At 46.2% G+C, this 19,382-nt stretch carries 18 protein-coding genes; 8 read left to right on the plus strand and 10 right to left on the minus strand.

The window, feature by feature from the left end:
• The first annotated feature begins 23 nt into the window (after positions 1-23).
• Positions 24-2,966 carry a sensor histidine kinase gene (locus tag BMZ54_RS09790; RefSeq protein WP_238386540.1) on the plus strand — a complete coding sequence of 981 codons (2,943 nt, stop codon included), beginning with the start codon at positions 24-26 and terminating at the stop codon, positions 2,964-2,966.
• A 2-nt stretch (positions 2,967-2,968) separates the two neighbouring features.
• Complete coding sequence (locus BMZ54_RS09795; RefSeq protein WP_089909924.1) at positions 2,969-3,712, plus strand: LytR/AlgR family response regulator transcription factor; 744 nt, start codon at positions 2,969-2,971, stop codon at positions 3,710-3,712.
• A gap of 26 nt (positions 3,713-3,738) precedes the next feature.
• On the opposite strand, the gene BMZ54_RS09800 is transcribed toward BMZ54_RS09795, so the two are convergent.
• Together BMZ54_RS09800 and BMZ54_RS09805 are read right to left on the minus strand one after the other, a co-directional pair.
• The gene (locus tag BMZ54_RS09800; protein WP_089909926.1) at positions 3,739-4,155 is read right to left on the minus strand and encodes a VOC family protein; all 417 of its coding nucleotides are present in this window, start codon (positions 4,153-4,155) and stop codon (positions 3,739-3,741) included.
• Positions 4,156-4,185: 30 nt separating this feature from the next.
• A complete protein-coding gene (locus BMZ54_RS09805; protein ID WP_089909929.1) occupies positions 4,186-5,730 on the minus strand; it encodes a glycoside hydrolase family 28 protein in 1,545 nt (514 codons plus the stop codon).
• Between the two features lie 284 nt (positions 5,731-6,014).
• Here BMZ54_RS09805 and BMZ54_RS09810 point away from each other — a divergent pair, with 284 nt between their 5' ends.
• The 5 genes from BMZ54_RS09810 (at position 6,015) to BMZ54_RS09830 (ending at position 11,944) form a co-directional block, all read left to right on the plus strand.
• Positions 6,015-6,659: a hypothetical protein gene (locus tag BMZ54_RS09810; RefSeq protein WP_089909931.1), complete on the plus strand. Its 645-nt coding sequence runs from the start codon at positions 6,015-6,017 to the stop codon at positions 6,657-6,659.
• A gap of 11 nt (positions 6,660-6,670) precedes the next feature.
• On the plus strand, positions 6,671-8,068 hold the full coding sequence (locus BMZ54_RS09815; RefSeq protein ID WP_089909934.1) for a T9SS type A sorting domain-containing protein: 1,398 nt from the start codon (positions 6,671-6,673) through the stop codon (positions 8,066-8,068).
• Between the two features lie 171 nt (positions 8,069-8,239).
• Positions 8,240-9,217: an SMP-30/gluconolactonase/LRE family protein gene (locus BMZ54_RS09820; RefSeq protein WP_089909937.1), complete on the plus strand. Its 978-nt coding sequence runs from the start codon at positions 8,240-8,242 to the stop codon at positions 9,215-9,217.
• Positions 9,218-9,242: 25 nt separating this feature from the next.
• Positions 9,243-10,550 carry a hypothetical protein gene (locus BMZ54_RS09825; protein WP_089909940.1) on the plus strand — a complete coding sequence of 436 codons (1,308 nt, stop codon included), beginning with the start codon at positions 9,243-9,245 and terminating at the stop codon, positions 10,548-10,550.
• Positions 10,551-10,552: 2 nt separating this feature from the next.
• The gene (locus BMZ54_RS09830; protein WP_089909943.1) at positions 10,553-11,944 is read left to right on the plus strand and encodes a Dyp-type peroxidase; all 1,392 of its coding nucleotides are present in this window, start codon (positions 10,553-10,555) and stop codon (positions 11,942-11,944) included.
• Here BMZ54_RS09830 and BMZ54_RS09835 read toward each other — a convergent pair.
• The 5 genes from BMZ54_RS09835 to BMZ54_RS09855 form a co-directional block, all read right to left on the minus strand.
• The gene (locus BMZ54_RS09835) at positions 11,939-12,454 is read right to left on the minus strand and encodes a DinB family protein (RefSeq protein ID WP_089909946.1); all 516 of its coding nucleotides are present in this window, start codon (positions 12,452-12,454) and stop codon (positions 11,939-11,941) included. The two genes, BMZ54_RS09830 and BMZ54_RS09835, sit on opposite strands and share 6 nt — an antisense overlap.
• 18 nt (positions 12,455-12,472) lie before the next feature.
• Positions 12,473-12,880, minus strand: coding sequence for a RidA family protein (locus tag BMZ54_RS09840; protein WP_089909952.1), 408 nt, complete (start codon positions 12,878-12,880; stop codon positions 12,473-12,475).
• Between the two features lie 100 nt (positions 12,881-12,980).
• A complete protein-coding gene (locus BMZ54_RS09845) occupies positions 12,981-13,664 on the minus strand; it encodes a hypothetical protein (RefSeq protein WP_143080954.1) in 684 nt (227 codons plus the stop codon).
• Between the two features lie 140 nt (positions 13,665-13,804).
• Positions 13,805-14,284 carry a hypothetical protein gene (locus BMZ54_RS09850; protein WP_143080955.1) on the minus strand — a complete coding sequence of 160 codons (480 nt, stop codon included), beginning with the start codon at positions 14,282-14,284 and terminating at the stop codon, positions 13,805-13,807.
• A 3-nt stretch (positions 14,285-14,287) separates the two neighbouring features.
• Positions 14,288-14,752, minus strand: a complete 465-nt coding sequence (locus BMZ54_RS09855) for a hypothetical protein (RefSeq protein ID WP_143080956.1) — start codon at positions 14,750-14,752, stop codon at positions 14,288-14,290.
• A gap of 91 nt (positions 14,753-14,843) precedes the next feature.
• On the opposite strand from BMZ54_RS09855, the gene BMZ54_RS09860 reads away from it, so the two are divergent.
• Positions 14,844-15,224 carry a winged helix-turn-helix transcriptional regulator gene (locus tag BMZ54_RS09860; protein ID WP_202909198.1) on the plus strand — a complete coding sequence of 127 codons (381 nt, stop codon included), beginning with the start codon at positions 14,844-14,846 and terminating at the stop codon, positions 15,222-15,224.
• A 76-nt stretch (positions 15,225-15,300) separates the two neighbouring features.
• Here the strand turns inward: BMZ54_RS09860 and BMZ54_RS09865 are convergent, their stop codons facing one another.
• The 3 genes from BMZ54_RS09865 to BMZ54_RS09875 form a co-directional block, all read right to left on the minus strand.
• Complete coding sequence (locus tag BMZ54_RS09865) at positions 15,301-15,795, minus strand: hypothetical protein (protein WP_143080957.1); 495 nt, start codon at positions 15,793-15,795, stop codon at positions 15,301-15,303.
• 175 nt (positions 15,796-15,970) lie between these two features.
• A complete protein-coding gene (locus BMZ54_RS09870) occupies positions 15,971-17,329 on the minus strand; it encodes an MFS transporter (protein ID WP_089909972.1) in 1,359 nt (452 codons plus the stop codon).
• Positions 17,330-17,489: 160 nt separating this feature from the next.
• Entirely contained in the window at positions 17,490-19,304 is a 1,815-nt protein-coding gene (locus tag BMZ54_RS09875) for a DUF4082 domain-containing protein (protein ID WP_089909975.1), read from the minus strand.
• Between the last annotated feature and the right edge of the window lie 78 nt (positions 19,305-19,382).

Here is a 19,382-nt window from a genome sequence, read left to right on the forward strand (position 1 = left end):
TGTGCAGGCTATTTACATTGATATTGTTAATCTCATGGTGGCAGGCCCGCGCCCAGGACCCTTCCTACACCCAATATACCGTTAAGGACGGTCTGGCGGGATCCACGGTATATCATGCCCTGCAGGATAGCAATGGCTTTATATGGTTTGCTACTAACCAGGGCGTGAGCCGCTTTGATGGCAAAACATTCAGGAATTTTTCCAAAGAAGACGGCTTGCCCGACAACGAGATCCTAAGGTTATACCTGGACCGGCATAATAACATGTGGTTTATATCTTTGTCAGGGATCCCATCTGTTTTTTACAAAGGCACTTTCCGGCAATTAGATGGCTGTAAGGGCGTGTATGCTATCAGTGAAGATTTTATCACGGATTCCATATTACTGTTCACTAACTATACCCGGGACATAAAAGATTACCAGGGATACTACGGGGCTGTAAACCGGCCGGGGGAATGGCGTTTTAAAGAGCAGGTAAAACCTGCTAAGAACGAGATCTATTCCTGGCCTGTTCTGAAAGCCTCTTCTGAAAAGCAGATCAATTTTCATTTTTCACTTGCAGACAGCCGTACCTATGCGCTGACTGTAAAAAGTAAGTATAAGATTGCCCGGTATACCTTTCCCTATCATCACGGCATATATCTTCCTTTTTATAAAAGGCCATTGGTAACTTTAGCTGCCAACCGGGAAGCAGTGCTGTTTTATGCGGATGGTATTTACATGGCAGATACTGCACGGTTAACCCTTATACCTTCACTGAAAGAGCTACACCTGAAATACAATGACCTGAATGCCCTTTACCATGAAAATGACAGCACCCTATGGATCTGTACACGGAATAAAGGGCTGGTGCGGGTAAGTAATTTCCTGAGCCCGGCCCGTAATATCCGGCTCTTTTTTTCAAAAGCCTGCTGCTCCTCTATTCTGAAAGACCGGGAAGCAGGCTATTGGGTAACTACATTAAACCAGGGCGTATTTTACCTGCCCGATCCCGGTTCGCATTATATATCCAGCCAGGGAAAGCTGGTAGCACAGGATGTAAGATGTATCCGCACCATGGACCCGCAGCACATGGCAGCCGGCTTTACGGACGGTAATATTTTTTCAATAGATAATCACACTTTGCAGGGCAAGCTGCTCCCTCAGTGGGGAAAGAACAACGAGAATAACCGGGTATTGGATATACGGCCTTACACCGCCCATCAAATGCTGGTAGCAAGCGATTATGGGTTTTATTCATTTGCTGCTGATAACAGCTATAGGAATATTGGCCACTGCAGCAGTATAAAAGGGATGTTCCTTATGGGCGACAGCTCCATTGTGCTGGCAAGCGGCCTGGGATTGTATATGATGGATCCCCGCAGCAAACGTGTTAAAACTATCTTCAGGCAAAGGGTTACCTGCGTGGATGGAATAGGAGGCCGCTATTACTGGGGCACCTTCAACGGGATGTACACCTTTGCGGATGGTGCCGTCAAATACCTGGGAACAGGCTACCCGGCATTAAGCGGCATCATTAACCATATTGATGTAGCGCCGGATTCCACGATATGGGTATCTACGCAGCAGGGCGTGGTAATATTAAAAAATGGGCGTATCACCTGCATTGGCAGGCAACAGGGGCTGCTGAGCAGCATGTGCAAGCATGTGCTGCTGGATGGCCATACTGCCTGGATCTCTACCGACAAAGGAATTTCCAGGATAGCTTACCGCTGGGATCATGATCTGCTTATTTATACGGTTGCCGGCATCACAGAAATGGATGGCCTTATTGCTGCTGATGTAAACCAGACCGCTATTAGCGGAAAATACATCTGGGCGGCTACGGCCAGGGGTATATGTTTTTTTCCGGAGGACTATACCCCGCACTCCATGCAAAACCCGCTGATCAATATCAGCACAATAGTAAGCGGAAATAAGGAAATAACGGGGAGCGATACGGTGCTCATAGATTATAAGAAGAACAAGCTGCTGATCGGGCTGTCGGGCATTTCTTTCCGCAGCGGTAAATATATCCGCTATCAATACCGTTTAAAGGACCTGGACAGCAACTGGACCAGCACGGCCAACAGCCTGCTGGAATTTTCTACCCTGCCTTTTGGCATCCATACCTTTGAGATAAGGGCCATAGACCGCTGGGGCGTTAAAAGCCGGCAGACAAAAAAACTTGTTATTGCAGTGCCACCGCCTTTCTGGAAAACCGCCTGGTTTATGCTTGTGGCCTATTTCCTGGTGGCGCTGCTGGCCGGCTGGGGCGTGTATGCTGCTTTCAGGCGGCAGCACCGGCAAAGGGATGCAGCATACCTGCTCAGGAAAAAAATGGCAGACCTGGAAATGATGGCTTTAAGGGCGCAAATGAACCCGCATTTCATTTTTAACTGTTTAAGCTCTATACAGCATTATATACTCCGGTCCGATATTGTTAACGCCAACTTATACCTCCATAAGTTTTCCATGCTCATAAGGAAAATATTGCAGTACAGCACTGCTTCCGATATTACCCTGGCTGAAGAATTAAAAGTGCTGGAGCTGTACCTGGAGCTGGAAAAACTGCGCCTGGGCGAGCGCATGGATTATAGCATCCAGGTGGAGGAGGACCTGCCCCAAACAGATCTTTATATTCCTTCCATGATCATACAGCCGCATGTGGAGAATGCCATTAAACATGGTATTTCCGCATTGCTGGATAAACCCGGCATGGTGCGTATTGATTTCAGACGCCTGGGCAATTACCTGGTATGCACGATTGACGATAATGGTATAGGCATTCACGTAGCCGCGCAAAGGAAGCAGGCCAGCTTCCCGGGTTACCGGTCATTAGGTACGGGCATTACTGAAAGCAGGATCAATATCATGAATGCTATTCAGAAAGAAAAGATACTGTTGGAAGTAATTGATAAGAAAGAGCAGGGCGGCGCTGAACAGGGCACCGTTGTACGTTTATGTTTCCCTATGTCAAATAACTGATTATGACTATACAGACCATTGTTATTGAGGATGAAGAAAAAAGCATGCATGTGATCTGCGACCTGATCCGGCAGTTTGCTGCTGACCTGGCGTTAAGCGGAACAGCTGATAGTGTTGAAAAAAGCGTGCAGCTGATCGAAAGCCAGGCGCCTCAGCTGGTTATCCTGGACATACAGATTGCAGACGGAAGCGGTTTTGATGTGTTGCGGAAATTATCTTCCAGGAATTTTGAGCTGATCTGTATAACCGCCTATGATAATTATGCGGTGGAGGCGTTCCGGTTTGCTGCTATAGATTATTTATTGAAGCCCATTGGCATTCCTGAATTTAAAGAAGCGGTTGACCGGGCGCGGAAAAGGATCATTGAGAAAAATAAACAGCAGCATATGGATACGCTTTTGTACAACCTGGCGCTGCAGGGTGGGCAGGACCGGAAGCTCTGTATTGCCACGCTGAACGGTTGTGAATTTATAGATCTCAAAGAGATCATCTGGTGCAATGCAGAAGGCGCCTATACAGCCTTTCATCTTGCTAATAATGTAAAGCTTATTTCCTCCCGCCACCTGGGGTTTTACGAAGACCTGCTCTGCGCCAATAATTTTTGCCGCATCCACAATACGTCTATTATCAACCTTCGTTTTATAAAAAGTTACATTAAAGGAAAAAACGGCTATGTGATCATGGCTAATGGCGCCCGGCTGGAAATTGCACAGCGGAGGAAAGGCGATTTTCTGGGGAGGTTTTGAAAGAACTCTCAGAGGCTGGCGTTATCCTATTCTGACCCTAGTGGCGGCTCCGCCGTTTTCTTTTCAATCATCCAGTGATGCCCAAAAGGGTCTTTTATTGTACCCTGCCGGTAACCATATTCATAATCCTTTACCGGGCTCAATACGGTAGCACCCGCAGCGGTAGCTTTTGCCGCCACTGCATCCGGGTCAGGAACCAATAGTCCCATTACAACAGTAGTCCCCCCCACGGTTTCCGGACTGAAATTATTATCATTGCTTACTTCTTCATGCATGCGGAGTAACGCAGCGCCAATGATCATTTCTGCAACATGTACGCTGCCATCGGGATTACTCACACGCCATTTTTCTATGGCGTCAAATACATTTTTATAGAAATCAATAGCAGCTGCCAGGTCTTTGAGGTACAAGATGGGCGCTAATGCAGTCGTTTGATCTTCCATAACGCAGTTTATTTAGATTTAAATGTAGCGCTATTTAACCAGTATTGCTTCCTTGCTTTTATCCGGCAGCTGCATATTTCGGAATGATGAGCGCTTTACCTTGTTTAGCAACAGCACAGGAAGAGCGGCTGCTTTTGAAATTTTCACACCGTCCAGCTCCAATCCATCCATATCGTCAAATACACAGGCGGCACGGTATTCATCGCCGGTGGCGATCAGCTTTACATTCTTCATTTTAACGTTATCGGCATGTCTTATATAAAAGCCCCATGCAGGCAGTTCTCCGAACATGGAAAACTCCGGGTAATCCCCGGTCTTCTCCGGTATATTTTCCAGGGAGTCAATATTGGAAAAAGCAATATATTCTTTGGCACTGCCATTATACGTTATTTCAATGTTCTCCAGTGTAATGTCTGACACAGAATACCCCGGGATACCGGTGATGGATGCGGGGAAAATGTTATGCTCAAACAGCTCACGGGGACCTTCCATCTGGTAGCCGGCATCCGGTTTGCCTGCAGGTACCTGTACTTTAACATTGCCAATATAAACGCCTTTGATATGGCCCGGGGGTATATCCTTCCGGCGTTTGCCCAAGCGGATGAAGATGGCGTTGCCGGTATTTTTTGCAGTAACACGCTGGATGTCTATGTCCTCCAATATCCCACCGTCCACCGTTTCAAGGGCAATGGCAGACCTGAAAGTATTGTACACGTAAATATCCCGTACAGTGATATTCTTAAAGCCCCCGAATGAAGCGGTACCCATTTTGAATGCGCTTGCGCTGGAACGCACCCTGCAATTAGCGATGTAGATGTTTTCGCAAAGCCCTTTGGGATCATGTGATTTCAGGCAGATGCCATCATCCGCTACATTGAAGTTACTATTGGTCAGTTTTACGTTTTTGCAGTCAACCAGGTCAATGCCATCATTATTCAGAAAGGTATTGCTTTGTACATTGATGCTGTCAATAATCATATTTGTACAGCTCTGGTAATCCTGGATCCAGCACAGGCCATTTTTTATGGTTACTTTTTTTATGCTGATATCTTTGCAGTTCCTGAACTGGATCAGCTTGGGCCGGTTGTTCTCTTCCGGCCTCATTTGTCCCCATTCATTGTATTGCTGCCATTCCTGGTCTTTAAGGCTGCCGTTCCGCAGCATCACGTAAATATCCTTTATCAGCAGTTCGGCCTGTCCATCAATAGTACCCGGACCTGTGATCCCGATATTTTGCTGTCCGTCGGCAACGATCAGGGGAGAGGCTTTTTCCGGGCCATAATCAATCCGTTTTGTGGTGGCCAGCAGTACGGCATTGGCGGCAAGGTGCAGCTCAACGCCGGTTTTAATTTCAATTACTCCCGTAACAAACTTACCGGCGGGGATCAATACCCGCCCGCCGCCATTTGCGCTGGCTTTGTCTATTGCGCTTTGTATGGCAGTGGTGTTATTGGTTTTGCCATCGGCTTTGGCGCCATAGGCTGTTATATTGTAAGTCTTTTGCTGTGCTGCAAGCTGAAATGTACTAAAGGAAAAGATCAGGGATATAAGTGCCCTATTTTTAAAAATCTTCATATAATGTTGCTCTGGAAAGACAAGATACATTTTACGCAGGATATTTATACATGAAATTGGGAGTGTATTACTTTTAGCAGCACGCATGTTTTGAATAAGCTAAAATGCGTAATTGTTTTGAATGTTTTTTTATTACCTTAGATCACGTCAACCTATTATTCTGTACAATGGATCTATAACCCTATTTCCCGATGAAAAAGTTATCCCTTATTATATAAGAAAACCCGGCATATTCTTGTTACTTATCTTTTGAATTTATTTTATCACCCCTCAAAAAACCTTTTATGAAAGAAGTATTCTTTTCATCACTCATTTGCTTTTTTTTATCTGTTAACCTGGCTTCCGCACAACAGTGGTCCGGAAGCAGCACCACTTCAGGAGGAATTGCCAGGTATGGCAATGTTTCGATCGATGGGGAAGGCCTTGGCTTTATTGTAGACGCTCAGGGCCTTCAGCGTATTGGTTTCATGAAATATTCCGGAAAGTACGGCGGCATATGGAGAAACCCGGATGCCTGGTTTGAAATAGGCCGGGTAAGTGGTAACATTCTGTCGCCTACCGGGTTTACCACAGACCTGTATATTTCTTCAGGTGGAAATGTGGGCATTGGAACCACCGCACCCGGCACATTTAAACTGGCTGTCGAAGGAAAAATTGGCGCACGGGAGATCCGGATCACCAATACCAATCCATGGCCCGACTATGTTTTCAATCCGGATTATGAGCTGCCTTCACTGAAAGCGCAGGAGGAGTTTATAAGCCAGCATCAGCATCTGCCCGGCATTCCTTCTGCAGCAGATATAAAAGCGCAAGGGTACGACCTGTCTTCAATGGATGCCTCCCTGCTCAAAAAGATCGAAGAGCTCACCCTTTACATTATTGAGCTGAATAAAAAGATAGAAACGCTCAAACAATCACAACAACATTAACCCCTACGCTTATGAAAAAAATATTCCTTTACTACGCTCTTTTACTGGGGCTGAGCATAGCCGTGCGTGGACAGACTATTTGTTCTACACCGGAACAGGTGCCTAACTTCCTTGAAAAGATCCCGCCGCAGCAGTTTGCCACACCTTCCGATAACTATGTATTGCGGGTGTTTGCGCACATCATCCGCAGAAGCAATGGCACCGGAGGACAAACACAGGCAACAGTGATACAGGGGTTGAATATAGTAGCAGCAGACTTTCTTCCCCACGGTATCTGCATATCTCTGCTGGGCATTGATGAGATTTGGAATGATACCTATTACAATATGAGCAACTTTAGCATTGATAATAATGGAGACGGTAAGTTTGATAATTTTTCGCCTAATGCTCACAGCAATGCTATTGATCTTTATTTACTGGGCACTGATGGCAATATGCAGGGTGGGATAGCCGCCAATATAGTAGCTACATCCCTTGCGCTCGGAGGTGTTTTTTCAGGCATTAACATGGTTAGCTCTCATGTACTTTCACATGAACTGGGCCATTGTATAGGCCTGTACCATACTTTTCACGGCATGTGCGAAAGCGGCTGCCGCGAGCTGGTAAATGGCAGCAACTGTACATCCTGCGGGGATTTTGTTTGCGATACCAGGCCTGATCCCCAAACGTTCAGCACTAATGCGGACTGCTCATGGAATGGCGCTAACTGCGGTATAGGGAGCACAGATGCCAATGGTGCGCCTTATAACCCGGCCACCAACTTAATAATGGCTTATGTGCCGCCCAACTGTATGCAATTATTTACTGCCGGCCAGGGCACAAGAATGCGGACGGCTATTGCCAACAGCGCCCTGCTGCAGGGTGTTATTGTTCCTAATACTTTAACCCTCAGCAGCCTTACGGTTGGTTCCGGCGTTACCGCTCTTTATGATGTACTTAACTATTTAACTGCCCAAAGCAGCGTAGCCGTACAATCAGGCGGCTCGCTTACCTTGCGGGCAGGGGTAGAAGTAGTACTGGCTAATGGCTTCAGCGCTGCCCCTGGTGCTGCCTTCCGCGCTTATATAGATGAGACCTGCAGTACCACGGACCAAAACAATTCAGCCCGCCAGGCCATTACAAAAAACAGCCCGGTTAATAATACGGAAACTGTATTGCAACCCGGCATCTATCCCAATCCGGTTAATCATACGCTTAATGTTGTGGTTCCGGCAAAGGCGTCTGGTACCGTTGTCCTGAAGATCATTTCCGCCTCAGGCGTTATGATGTCCAGCTCAAGACATGCTGTTGCCAAGGGCAGCCAGCGCATTCTGTTGGATGTTTCAAAACTTTCCCCTGGCTTATATGTGATACAGGTATTAAACGGCAGCCATATCATGAGCGTCCATAAATTTATCAAGGCGCAATAAAATTCATGACGTTGAAGATCTGTAAACAAGCCCATAAAAAGCATGTTTTGCTTTTTATGGGCTTGTTTTTCCTTGTGCATATTACCATCGCTTCCCTGTAGCCGCAGATTTGGAAAGATGGCGATAAATTCGTAATTAGGGATAACGGCATTTCCGTGAAGTTCCCACAATATGAAAAAATTCCTGTTCAGTCTTATTACCCTGCTGGCGGTGCTGGATCTGGCAGCACAATCCGGGCCGGAGATCATCACTACTCATACTGAGAAAGATGTGATACCGGAAGGCATCACTATAAACCCGGTTAATGGAACCATCTATGTAAGCAGCATTGCTTTGCAAAAAATTATTACAATTAATAAGGATGGATCGCACAAGGATCTCATCAAAAGCGGCCAGGATGGATTTCTCGAAGGGCTTGGAATGAAGATAGATGCCAAAGCACAATGGTTATGGGTGGTGTCAAATAAAAAACAGGATCATTGGTACCTGTCCTGCGTGCATGCTTTTGATTTGAAAAAAGGAGTGGTAAAGCAAAAGTATATCCTTAAAGATACTGCGCGCCATTTGTTCAATGACCTGATCCTTCATCCGGACGGCAAGCTATACATAACCGATACCTATGATTCCTCCCTTTATGAAGTGGATCCGGTAAGGGAAAAATTAAGCCTGTTTGTGAAGGATTCTCTTATAGCCTGGCCTAATGGGATCACTTACAATGCAAATGGTAAAGTGTACGTAGCTACCTATAGTCATGGCTTAATGCAGCTGGATCTGCCATCAAAAAAGCTGAGCCCATTAAAAGGATATACAGATTCCACAAAGGCATACAACCTGGATGGCCTGGTATTTTGGAACAACAACATTATTGGCGTGTACAACGGCGCTGCAACCAATAAGGGTAATGCTATTGTGCAATATTCGCTGAATAGTAACGGAGATGGAATTACTGGCGAAAAGATCATTGACAAAGGAAATGAGCTGTTCCATGACCCTACTACTGCAGCAATCCTGGAAAATAAATTGTACGTACTGGCCAACAGTTACCTGGGAGAATATAATGCCAATAAAGAATCCGCTGTAGGGATCTCCGATCAGCTTGGGCCTGTAACGGTGCTTGTTTATGAGCTAAGCAGGAATGTGAAAAAATAAGTATCTTTAGGATAACCCCAAATAAATGAAAACATTCACCGATCAAAACGGCCTGATTGTCATTGCCGATATTGATGCAAATAAGCTCAGCATCCTTTGCAATGAATTGCACCTGCTCCATACCGCCATTATTACTAAAGCAGACAATCCCTTCAGGAAAATTAAAGGCATCCACTTTGCCCGGTTTGTTATTTTTCCCGACCCACTGGCCGCCCAGCCTCCGGGACAGCTTTTCAGGCTGGTGTATTCCTGCACCTATGATGGACTGCTGGATACCTATTTACAGGCAATGACTGCCGGGGAAAACATCTCTCCCTTTCAAAAGATTTTCTCCTGTTGTAAGGATTACGATCCTGCTATTCCTCCTGCTTCCGCTATCACCACTTTTATAAAAGGACATATACAACGGGTGGATGCATACTATTCCGGATACCGGGGATTGTCTACTGATATTATTGGTAAGGAGGCGGAGATCTATACCCACATACAGCAATTTCTGAGGGAAAGAACATTCGCCGCAACAGACGATCCCAAATTTATAAAACAGGAAATAGTGCAGTACATCCATCAACAGGTGCCTGACTACAACCATATTAAGGCGGTACCGCTGCCTTATATAAAGCCTGTGTACGCTGGTTTACTGATAGGGCTTTTGTTAATAGGGTTGCTGGCGCTTGCAGGCATCATACATCTTTATCTTCTGGCTGTATTGGTTGTGCTGATTGCCGTTATCATATTTTACTTAAGACGTCTTGAAAAAACAGCGCCTGAATTGCCGGATACGGAACAGGAAGTAGCCGCAGTGCCTTCTCTTACAAAAGATGAGGATTTTTATGCGCAGAATCAATTATCGCATCTTGTTGCGATAAGCCCGGGCAGGTTCAGGCTGGGCGTATTAAGAACCGTGCTTTGGTTGATTAACCTGTTGGCAAAATACAGCTTTAATAAAGGTGCATTAGGTGGCATTTCTACTATTCATTTCGCAGGCTGGTCTGTCCTGGAAAAGGAGCGGACCTTGTTGTTCTTCAGCAATTTCGATGGCAGCTGGGAAAATTACCTGAGTGATTTTGTTGATCGGGCAGCCGTTGGCCTCACCGGCGTATGGAGCAATACCATCAATTTTCCCCGCACTGGCTGGCTGGTTTTTAAGGGAGCGGCTGATGAAGAGCGTTTTAAGAACTGGACCAGGAAATACCAGATCCACACACAGGTCTGGTACAGCGCTTTTGAAGAGCTAACGGTTAAGAATATATGGAGGAATCATCGCATTGCACTTGGATTGAACGAGGAAATGAATGACATGCAAACAAAACAATGGTTAAACCTTTTATAGTTATGCAAACCCCAAAAATAGAATTTGGCGATATACAGGGCCTGCTTATCAGGTCGTATACTTTTCTGCCGGAAGCCTGTTATGTAATGCTGCAGTTTACTGAGCAGGCACAGGTCCGCGCATTCCTGGCAGATATATTGCCGGGTATTACATCCGCCAGCCATAAACGGCCGGATCTTGCTTTTCATATAGCATTCACCAATACAGGGATCGCCCGGCTGATACCGCAGGAACGATTGATCACCGGCTTTGCCCCGGAATTTACAGAGGGATTAAACACGAAGACCCGGAGCCGCATCCTGGGAGATTTTGATACCAATGCACCGGAGAAATGGCATTGGGGAGGTGATCATAATCCGGTGGATGCTGTGCTGATGATCTTTGCAAAAGACAGCGCCGCGTTGGAGAACAAGTACCAGGATACGGCAGAGATATTGAAACGTTATAACATCACCGAAGTGACCCGCTTAAATACAATGAATATTGGCAGCAAAGAACATTTTGGCTTTGAAGATGGGATCATGAACCCATTGATTGCCGGTGTTGGTGGCAGTAATGCACGCTATACAAAGGAGGAGGAGCAGAATGTAATTATGCCCGGTGAATTTATATTAGGGTATCCGAACGAATATGCAAAATTTCCTTTAAGCCCCAGGGTTAAAACCGGGGTGGAGGACGTTTTTGATATAGGTAAAAACGGCAGCTATATGGTGTTCCGGCAGTTGGAGCAGGATGTAAAAGTTTTCTGGGAGTTTATCTATGGCTTATCCGAAAATGATCCGCATTTACAAGGCATGGGCCCGGAATTAATAGCGGCTAAAATAATGGGCAGGCGCCTGAATGGTGAGCCACTGGCGCCGGCCGCCGCAGGGGACCTTAAGAATTTCTCTTTTGCGGAAAAGGATAAGGATGGCTACCATTGCCCTATTGGTGCGCATATCCGCAAGTCAAATCCCCGGGATGGGATAGATGATGATCCAGCATTATCTGTGAAGATGGTGAAGAAGCATAAGATACTCAGAAGAGGCCGGGCATTTGGCGCACCTTTATCACCGGACTTCGACCCGGCAACCATGCGTGCCTCAGGGAATAATGATAAAAGAGGATTGTATTTTATTTGCTTTAACGCACAGATCAACCGGCAGTTTGAGTTTATTCAGAATGCCTGGTGTAACAATAATAAGTTTGATGGTTTGAACGATGATATAGACCCTATTATTGGATTTCCTTTCAGAGAGACTGCTTTCAGGAACAGTGCATTTACCATACAGGGCTGCCCGGTAAGAAAGAAAATAAATAATATACCGCAGTTTGTATTTGTGCGTGGCGGCGCTTATTTTTTTATGCCGGGCATGCGGGCATTGAAATACCTGGCAAGCGTTGCTGGCTTATAGAATACTGTTTTGTAAAAAGGTGATCTGGGCCAGGTGATGATCGTCATGTTCTGCCACAAAGTAGGCCAGGTCAATGATCCTCATGGGTGTGCCCAGCCTGGGGTGTTTGGCTGACTTATCCAGGTCCGCATCCTGTAACCCTCTTAAGAGCTGCACTAAATACTGCCGCTGCGTGCCGAAGTCTGTGATCAATGCAGTAAGGTCTTTTTCATCATGATCTGCTTCCTGTGTTTTGCGATTCGTAAGATCCGCCTTTTTAAGATCAGGCTCCCCGGCAATAATTTCTTTTGCCCTTTCCAGCCAAAGCGGTTCAAGATCAAGCAGGTGGCCGATCTCCCGCTTAATGCTCCATTTATGGTCTTTTGAAACAGAGAGGATGGTTTGGTTGACCTGTTTCATTTTTTCAGCCAGCCTGGCAGGAGTGCCTTCCAGCCTTTCAATAATGCAGGGAAGGATGCCATTGTCCTCAATGGGAGAGAATTTGCGGTCAAACCAGTTGGTACGTTTCATAATTGGGTAGTTAGTTTTTTATTCTTCCGGGATAAATGCTATGGCATCTATTTCGATTAAATAGTTAGGATTTGCCAGGGCTGCAACAAAAAAGCCAGTAATGGCAGGCGGGTTTGCCAAATGGCCCAAAAACTTCTGGGAAACCTGGAACCCACGATAGAGGTCTTGTCCCTGAACAATATGTATGGATAATTTTATAAGATTGTCAAAAGTTGCTCCACAAGCTGAAAGTGCTGTTTGTAAATTCTTCATTACCTGCTCTGTTTGTTCGCCAATGTCGCCCTTGCCAACTATTTCTCCCTGCGCATTTACAGCATCTTGTCCACCAATATAAATGGTCTTTCCTTTTCCGTGTGTTGTGACAACCTGTGAAAATGCAGGGTTTTTTGAAAGCCCGTCGGGGTTGATGTATTGAATGTTGCTCATTTGTTTGTTGTTTGTTGGTTATGAATGTTGTAGCGGTTTCCAAATGTATATAACAATCTTGTGGCTACAGGGGGCGCAATAGCTGCTCTTCCCATGCTATTTATTTAACCTCATTAAGAACGTTCAATAGCTTCTCTAATTTCATCTGACGAACATCTGCATGCTCTTCCCATGTTTTCAGGACCTCCGATAAAAGTTCTCTTTTGACAGAGAGTTTTGCCAGCTCTTTAATATCACTTCCTATTGTACCTTCAAGGTATAGCTGTCCAAAAGCAGTTGCAACGATGGCTGCATCAATGCCTCTCATAAGACGCATTCCCGTAAAGCTCTCCTCTAAATAAGGCTTCAGCTTTTCAAAGGATGTTTCATGGAAATCAAACAGAGGATATTCCCACCTTTCAAATTGATATTGTAGAAATCTGACCGGGCTTTCTGAACGATGCATTGGGCGCCAGTCCTTAAATCCTGCATAAGCATCCGCCCCATCATCACTGCCAAAAGGAGCTGTTTCTTCTATTACACTAAAGAAAAACTCATCCTTCATTAATCGTTGTGCATTCGGATGGGCTTTCGCAAAGGTGGGTGAATAATCTGAATCCATATTTTCTACGATACTTTTATTTGTATTAACAGGAACATCATTTGCCACGATGTTTTTATCTGTATTAACAGGAGCAGTTTGCGTAACCGGCTGTTCCTTTTGTACATGGGCGCAGCCTGTTGATGCCAGTAGTAAAGCTAAAATAATAGAATTTCTCATTTCAAATTGCAGGTTATTTTCCAATTCGGAAGTTTTGTTTATTCCAAAATGACCTCATGCATATTCCTATGGGATGGGGCTGGTCTGATAATAAAGATATTATAAAAAGCATAAATTTATCTATTCTTTCCATGATGCCTTCTGAATGGATCAGGTGAGCGCTTTCATTTTTCAAATTTGATCGCACTTACTAAGATGATCAGGAAAAAGAGCAGCAGCTGGGTGATATAAAATCTATCCAGGTTGGCCCTTATGTGCACGCTGCGTTGAATAAAGTCCGGTAAACCCTCACAGGTCATACTTCTTAACCTGGTGCCCTGTTTATTACCCACGAGCATTCCATTTAATACTAATAAAAGCACCAGGGCTATTTTTATCCTGAACCATAACTGGTCCCACCAAATGCCCTTCATCATCAGGAACATACCAGCTCCCGTGAGGATTAATATTGCCGCACCAGCCCTGACAAAGCTTCCGTAACCGGACATTAATGGAAGCAGGTTCAAAGCTTTGTTGTCGCTATGATCTATTAGCCGGCAGAACGTTTTAAAGGTGAAAAAGTCTATTATAGTTGTACCTGCCATAATTGTCAGTCCGGTTAAATGGAATGCCAGCAGGATCCGCAGCATGAGATGTGTTTTCATGGCTTATATTTTCGGCTTGATTACTTTAGCCTGTGTTAACCTGACAAAGTAAATGATCAATGGTATTGCAATAATTCCCTGCATTATTCCGCTTATCTCAAAGAAAAAGCTGTCGGGCATTTCATAAGCCCCTTGCGGATACAGCTTTTCCATGCTGCTTTTTGGGAAACCGCTAAAGAAAAGCACATTTTTCAGGACATGGTTATATAATCCTTCAAAGATCCCGATCAGGATGATGGCGGCCAATAAGGTGATGATCCAGTATAACCGGAATGCCCAGGGCCTGCTGGCAGCGCGGTGTAGCAATAGCGTAACAACAAGTACAGGGATGCTGAACAACAGTACATGCAAACGCCAGGAGGTATGATAGGCGATTGCACCATACAGGTGGTGAACGGAGGTTAAGCCCATTAGTATAACGCTGAATAGTGTTACTTTTCTTTGCTCCTGGTTTAATAGATCCGGCATAATAATTCTATGTTTGTGGAAGCAAAATTATATTGCCGGCATAACACGGTCAATAAGTTACCAAACAGTAACTATCAACTTATAACCTTTCATGATGGAAACAAATGAGTACGATACTTATTCCTGTCCTGTTGGAAAAACCATTGAACTGATCAGCGGCAGATGGAAGCCTATTATCCTATACCTGATCCAGCACGGTATTAACCGGTTTGGATCGCTGCAAAAGAAAATGCCGAAGATCAGTAAAAAAGTACTGACAGAACAACTGCGGGATTTAGAAAAGCAGGGGCTTATTAACCGTGATGTAAGGGTAAGCAAGCATCCCCAGGAAATCTTTTATAGTTTAACAGACACCGGGTTATCACTCAGGGAGCTGATTGATCAGATCTTTGATTGGGGAACAGCTCATTTACTGGATGAAACTTCCCAGAAAATGGCTAAATCGCTGATGCTTGATCAGGCAGCAAAATGAGATCCTAAAAACAAAAGCCTCTCTATATGCTTAGAGAGGCTTTGTGAGCCCACTGGGGACTATTAAATTCAATGATTTAGTTGATCTTCACCAGCTGTTCTTTCGTTTTTTCATCAACATTTTTAATGTCGATAATATCCAGTGTAGCTACGCCCTGCGGCTTTAATGTTTTGTAGATCTGTTTCTCTCCGGGACTAACTTTCCACATACCGCCGGTTAAAGGATCTACTATCAGCATACCTATGGCGCCACCGATCACAATGTTACCAAAATACCAGCCATTCAGTCTGAAATGAATAAGTGCCATCTGGTCCTGGTGCCCGGGTTTAGAGAACTTTACAGTATACTCCGCCGGGGAGAAGTAACCGGCGCCGGATTTCAGCCGTACCTCCGTTGGTGTGTGGCCGTTAAAGACCTCCTTGCCTTTTTTGTCAGTGATCACTACCTGGGCATCGTCGGGACTGGAATTTACTACGAAGGTGTGCCGGGAACCTCCAAAAATAGTTGCACAGGAAGAAAGGGTAAGTGCAGCGACAACGGCGCAACAGCACATCAAGAGTGCTTTTTTCATGGTAAAGGGATTTGTTTAAGGTTAAATGTTGACAGTAATGATTAACAGTTATAGTTCGACTGCGCCGAAGATAGAATTCATTTCCCCGTTTAGCAAAACACAAACGTGCTATTTATTTTATATGGTTTGCCGGTACAATGATTGCAAGATCGGATATGTAAAGTGAAATGCCGTCTTAGTTTTTCCGAACGTACCGGTAGATCAGTGTTGCTGCCAGCAGGAGGCTGCAGCAGGAAATCAGTCCGCTGGTGCGGGCAGCCCAGGCAATGTTCCGCGGCCCGCCGCTGGCCATGGCGCCAAAAACAGCTACGCCAAGCGCACCAGCCGCCTGCCGTATGGTGTTGAGAATAGCAGACGCTGTTCCGCTCCTGCTTTTTTCCACGCTGGAAAGAATGCCAGTAGTCATGGCCGGTACTGCAATGCCCATGCCCATAGGGATAATCAGAAAGGGGATAAACAATTGCAGGTAAGGTGTGGAAGAACCAGCCACCTGTAAGCCTGCATAACCGGCTGCCGCCAGCAGCGTACCGCCCAGTAGTGGCAGGCGGATGCCGTAAGCTGCCGTCAACCTGCCGCTGATAAAGTTGGAAACAATAAAACCAGCTGTAAGCGGCAGAAAAGCCAGGCCGGCATGTATGGAGGTGTAATGCAGCACGTTTTGCAAGTAAAGGCTCAGTACGAACACGGTACCATAATAGGCATTGTTTACAATAACTCCCAACAGCAACAGCACATTAAATACCGGTGTATGAAAGAGATCCAAAGGCAGTATCGGCGATTGTGCACGTTTTTCAATATACAGGAACAGCAGCAGCGATAATACACTAAACACCAGCGCGCCAATGACCAGCAAGCGCGGCACGCCTGGTGCATGCCATTCAATGATGCCCCCAATAAAAGCAGTAAGGGCCAGCATCCATACCAGCTGGCCGGTAAGATCCATTCCCCTGTGTGGATGTAATTCACCATCCTCTATTTTGGCAGCCAGCAGCACACCTGCCAGGCAAATGGGAATGTTCACGAAAAAGATCATGCGCCAACTGCTGATGTGCAGGAAAAGCCCGCCGAGTATAGGCCCTGCAGCAATGGAAATACCACCGGCCATGGTCCATAATGCTACGGCGCGTGCACGTTCATCGGGTTTATGTGCGAATGCCTGGTTGAGAATAGAAAGCGAGCTGGGTATCATAGTAGCAGCGGCTATGCCCTGTAATGCACGGAAAGCGATAAGACTGCCAATGCTCCATGCAAATCCGCAGCCGGTGGATGCGATGCCGAAAAGCAGTAATCCAAGCTGGAAAATTCGTTTGGAACCCAGGCGGTCACTCATACCGCCTGCCGACAACATAAGCGCGGCGAATGCAACGGTATAGGCATCCGCTACCCATTGCAGCGCACTGATGCCGGCCCCAAAAGCTTTTGCCATTGCGGGCAGGGCAATATTTACAATAGATACATCCAGCTGGGATACTACAAATGCAAGGCTGGTAGTACTTACAATATATCCGAACGAAAGGTGCTGATTCCGCTGCATATCCTTTTAAGTTTTATCTCTGCGATCATAATATACAAAATTGATGATCCGGCAGCTAAACTATTTTGCTGTTTCTTTACATGATAATAAAAAAGGCTAACCTGCAACCAGCGCAGGTTAGCCTTTTACGATCTTATTCCTTTACGTATACTGCTTCCCGTTAGAACTCCGTTGCAGAGGTAGCATTGTCAGGCCAAAGGAACTCACTGGCATGAGGGCCATCTGCCCATTGGTTGTTTTTCCAGTGGTTTCCATTGCCACTGTTTTTATTATAGTCCGGGATAGACTGGCTGGGATTATGATATACCGCATTGGTATAGTCCGCATCCTCTGCGGCGTCGCTCCATACCCAGCGGTTACCGGTAACGGTCATATTGGTGACCGGCACGGCCAGTGGTGCATGCAGGGCTATACCATAGGCATTCAGTATAAAATAATTGTCGTTCACCATTACGTGATCATAGCCGTCGAAACCGTCCTGTGCACCATCCGAATACATGCCTATCAGACCGGAAAGACCATAGGGCGCTGTGTGCGGCGGGTTAAACTCCAGGTGGTTGCGGGAAAAGTTCAGGTAACGCTGTCCGCCCCAGGTCTGGATCCCGTCAATATGTTCTGTGCCAACCGTATCCGGATCGGGAGTGATCCAGGATTCCGTTACAGTGATATTATTTGCATACACGTTCTCCAGGCCACTATGCGGGAAATAACAACGGTACACAATAGATGCTGCGGGTTGCCGCCTGTCTTTAAGTCCGCCTGTATCAAATTCGCTCAGCTGGCAGAACAGGGCCGCTGCACCGCCGCCGTTACCGGCAGGATGATTAACAAGAACAGCTCCTTTACAGCCCCGCAGCACCAGCCATCCGCTGGTAACGGTAATGCGTGAACTGATATTGGCGCCCTGCAGCACTACTGTGCCGGCCGGGAACCAGTAACCATCAATAGTTTCTCCGCCGGCGCCAACTGTACGCGCTGCGCTGCCCCAGCCGCTTAGCGCTGTGCCGCTGAAGGTGCCGCCAGGTACGGTGATAAAGGTGCTGATGCTAATACCCCGTGGCCCTACTATAGCCGTGGTAAGCTGGGAGCCATGTGTGATGCCGCTGGTGTTCAGGGTTGTAAAATCTGCCAGGTTACTGGCAGCAGAGCGGTTGCCAAATGCGTCCCTGGCTTTTACGTAAAAGCTGTAAAGCCCTGCTGTGTTTAAATGAGAGACGGCTATAGTGGTGCCCTGTGTGGTGTCAATAAGCGTACCGTTACGGTATATTTCATAAGCGGTAACGCCTATATTATCTGTAGCGGCAGACCAGCTTAACGTGGCGCTGTTAGCGGTAATATTGGAGGCGCTGAGATTGGCCGGTGCAGTAGGGGGCGCCGGATCATCCTGCCCGGGTACAAATTCAATATCCCGGAAGTAATTGGTGTTGTCGTACGTGCTGGCCGGGAAACCGCCGGTGGTGTAGTTATACCGGCCGTTATTACCGGCAATGCTGCTCAGCGGGCCGTTGGTGATAACAGTGGCCAGGCCCTGCGTGGTGGCTGCATAATGGCTTAGGGCATTTACCGCAATAATATACACGGTATCTGCGCTGATAGGATAGGGGGTATCCAGCGTAACTGTTTGCCAGCCGGTATCTGTTTCCGCAGAGAAAACAGCTGTTTTCAGAAGCCTGCCATTGGCAGACCATAAGCGCCCGGTATGTGTGCCTGTTTCCCCGGCTACTTTATAATACCTGAATTTGGTAATAGTGCCGGATGAAGATGCTTTGAACTGCATACCCAGCTCCACCGGTCCGTCAGCAACAGGAGGGAGTGTGGGCCGTTCTGTGGTCAGCACCGTATAGGCGCCGGTGCTGATCATAGCAGAAATCTCTTTTTTTTGTGGGAGTAGATCTCTTTTACAGGAGGTCAGCCATGACCCCATCAATGTGACAGCAATAAGTACAGTGCTACAGGTACGATGGTTTTTCTTCATAGGATACGGGTTTGGTTATTTCAGCTAAAAATATATATATTGTATATAACGGTTACCCCTCATCGTTTTTTATACGCA

Source organism: Chitinophaga rupis (assembly GCF_900109685.1).
GTDB lineage: Bacteria > Bacteroidota > Bacteroidia > Chitinophagales > Chitinophagaceae > Chitinophaga > Chitinophaga rupis.

Coding starts and splice junctions, on each gene's coding strand:
- BMZ54_RS09795 (WP_089909924.1), top strand. CDS start 2,969: ATGACTATACAGACCATTGTTATTGAGGATGAAGAAAAAAGCATGCAT.
- BMZ54_RS09800 (WP_089909926.1), bottom strand. CDS start 4,155: ATGGAAGATCAAACGACTGCATTAGCGCCCATCTTGTACCTCAAAGAC.
- BMZ54_RS09805 (WP_089909929.1), bottom strand. CDS start 5,730: ATGAAGATTTTTAAAAATAGGGCACTTATATCCCTGATCTTTTCCTTT.
- BMZ54_RS09810 (WP_089909931.1), top strand. CDS start 6,015: ATGAAAGAAGTATTCTTTTCATCACTCATTTGCTTTTTTTTATCTGTT.
- BMZ54_RS09815 (WP_089909934.1), top strand. CDS start 6,671: ATGAAAAAAATATTCCTTTACTACGCTCTTTTACTGGGGCTGAGCATA.
- BMZ54_RS09820 (WP_089909937.1), top strand. CDS start 8,240: ATGAAAAAATTCCTGTTCAGTCTTATTACCCTGCTGGCGGTGCTGGAT.
- BMZ54_RS09825 (WP_089909940.1), top strand. CDS start 9,243: ATGAAAACATTCACCGATCAAAACGGCCTGATTGTCATTGCCGATATT.
- BMZ54_RS09830 (WP_089909943.1), top strand. CDS start 10,553: ATGCAAACCCCAAAAATAGAATTTGGCGATATACAGGGCCTGCTTATC.
- BMZ54_RS09835 (WP_089909946.1), bottom strand. CDS start 12,454: ATGAAACGTACCAACTGGTTTGACCGCAAATTCTCTCCCATTGAGGAC.
- BMZ54_RS09840 (WP_089909952.1), bottom strand. CDS start 12,880: ATGAGCAACATTCAATACATCAACCCCGACGGGCTTTCAAAAAACCCT.
- BMZ54_RS09850 (WP_143080955.1), bottom strand. CDS start 14,284: ATGAAAACACATCTCATGCTGCGGATCCTGCTGGCATTCCATTTAACC.
- BMZ54_RS09855 (WP_143080956.1), bottom strand. CDS start 14,752: ATGCCGGATCTATTAAACCAGGAGCAAAGAAAAGTAACACTATTCAGC.
- BMZ54_RS09860 (WP_202909198.1), top strand. CDS start 14,844: ATGATGGAAACAAATGAGTACGATACTTATTCCTGTCCTGTTGGAAAA.
- BMZ54_RS09865 (WP_143080957.1), bottom strand. CDS start 15,795: ATGAAAAAAGCACTCTTGATGTGCTGTTGCGCCGTTGTCGCTGCACTT.
- BMZ54_RS09870 (WP_089909972.1), bottom strand. CDS start 17,329: ATGCAGCGGAATCAGCACCTTTCGTTCGGATATATTGTAAGTACTACC.
- BMZ54_RS09875 (WP_089909975.1), bottom strand. CDS start 19,304: ATGAAGAAAAACCATCGTACCTGTAGCACTGTACTTATTGCTGTCACA.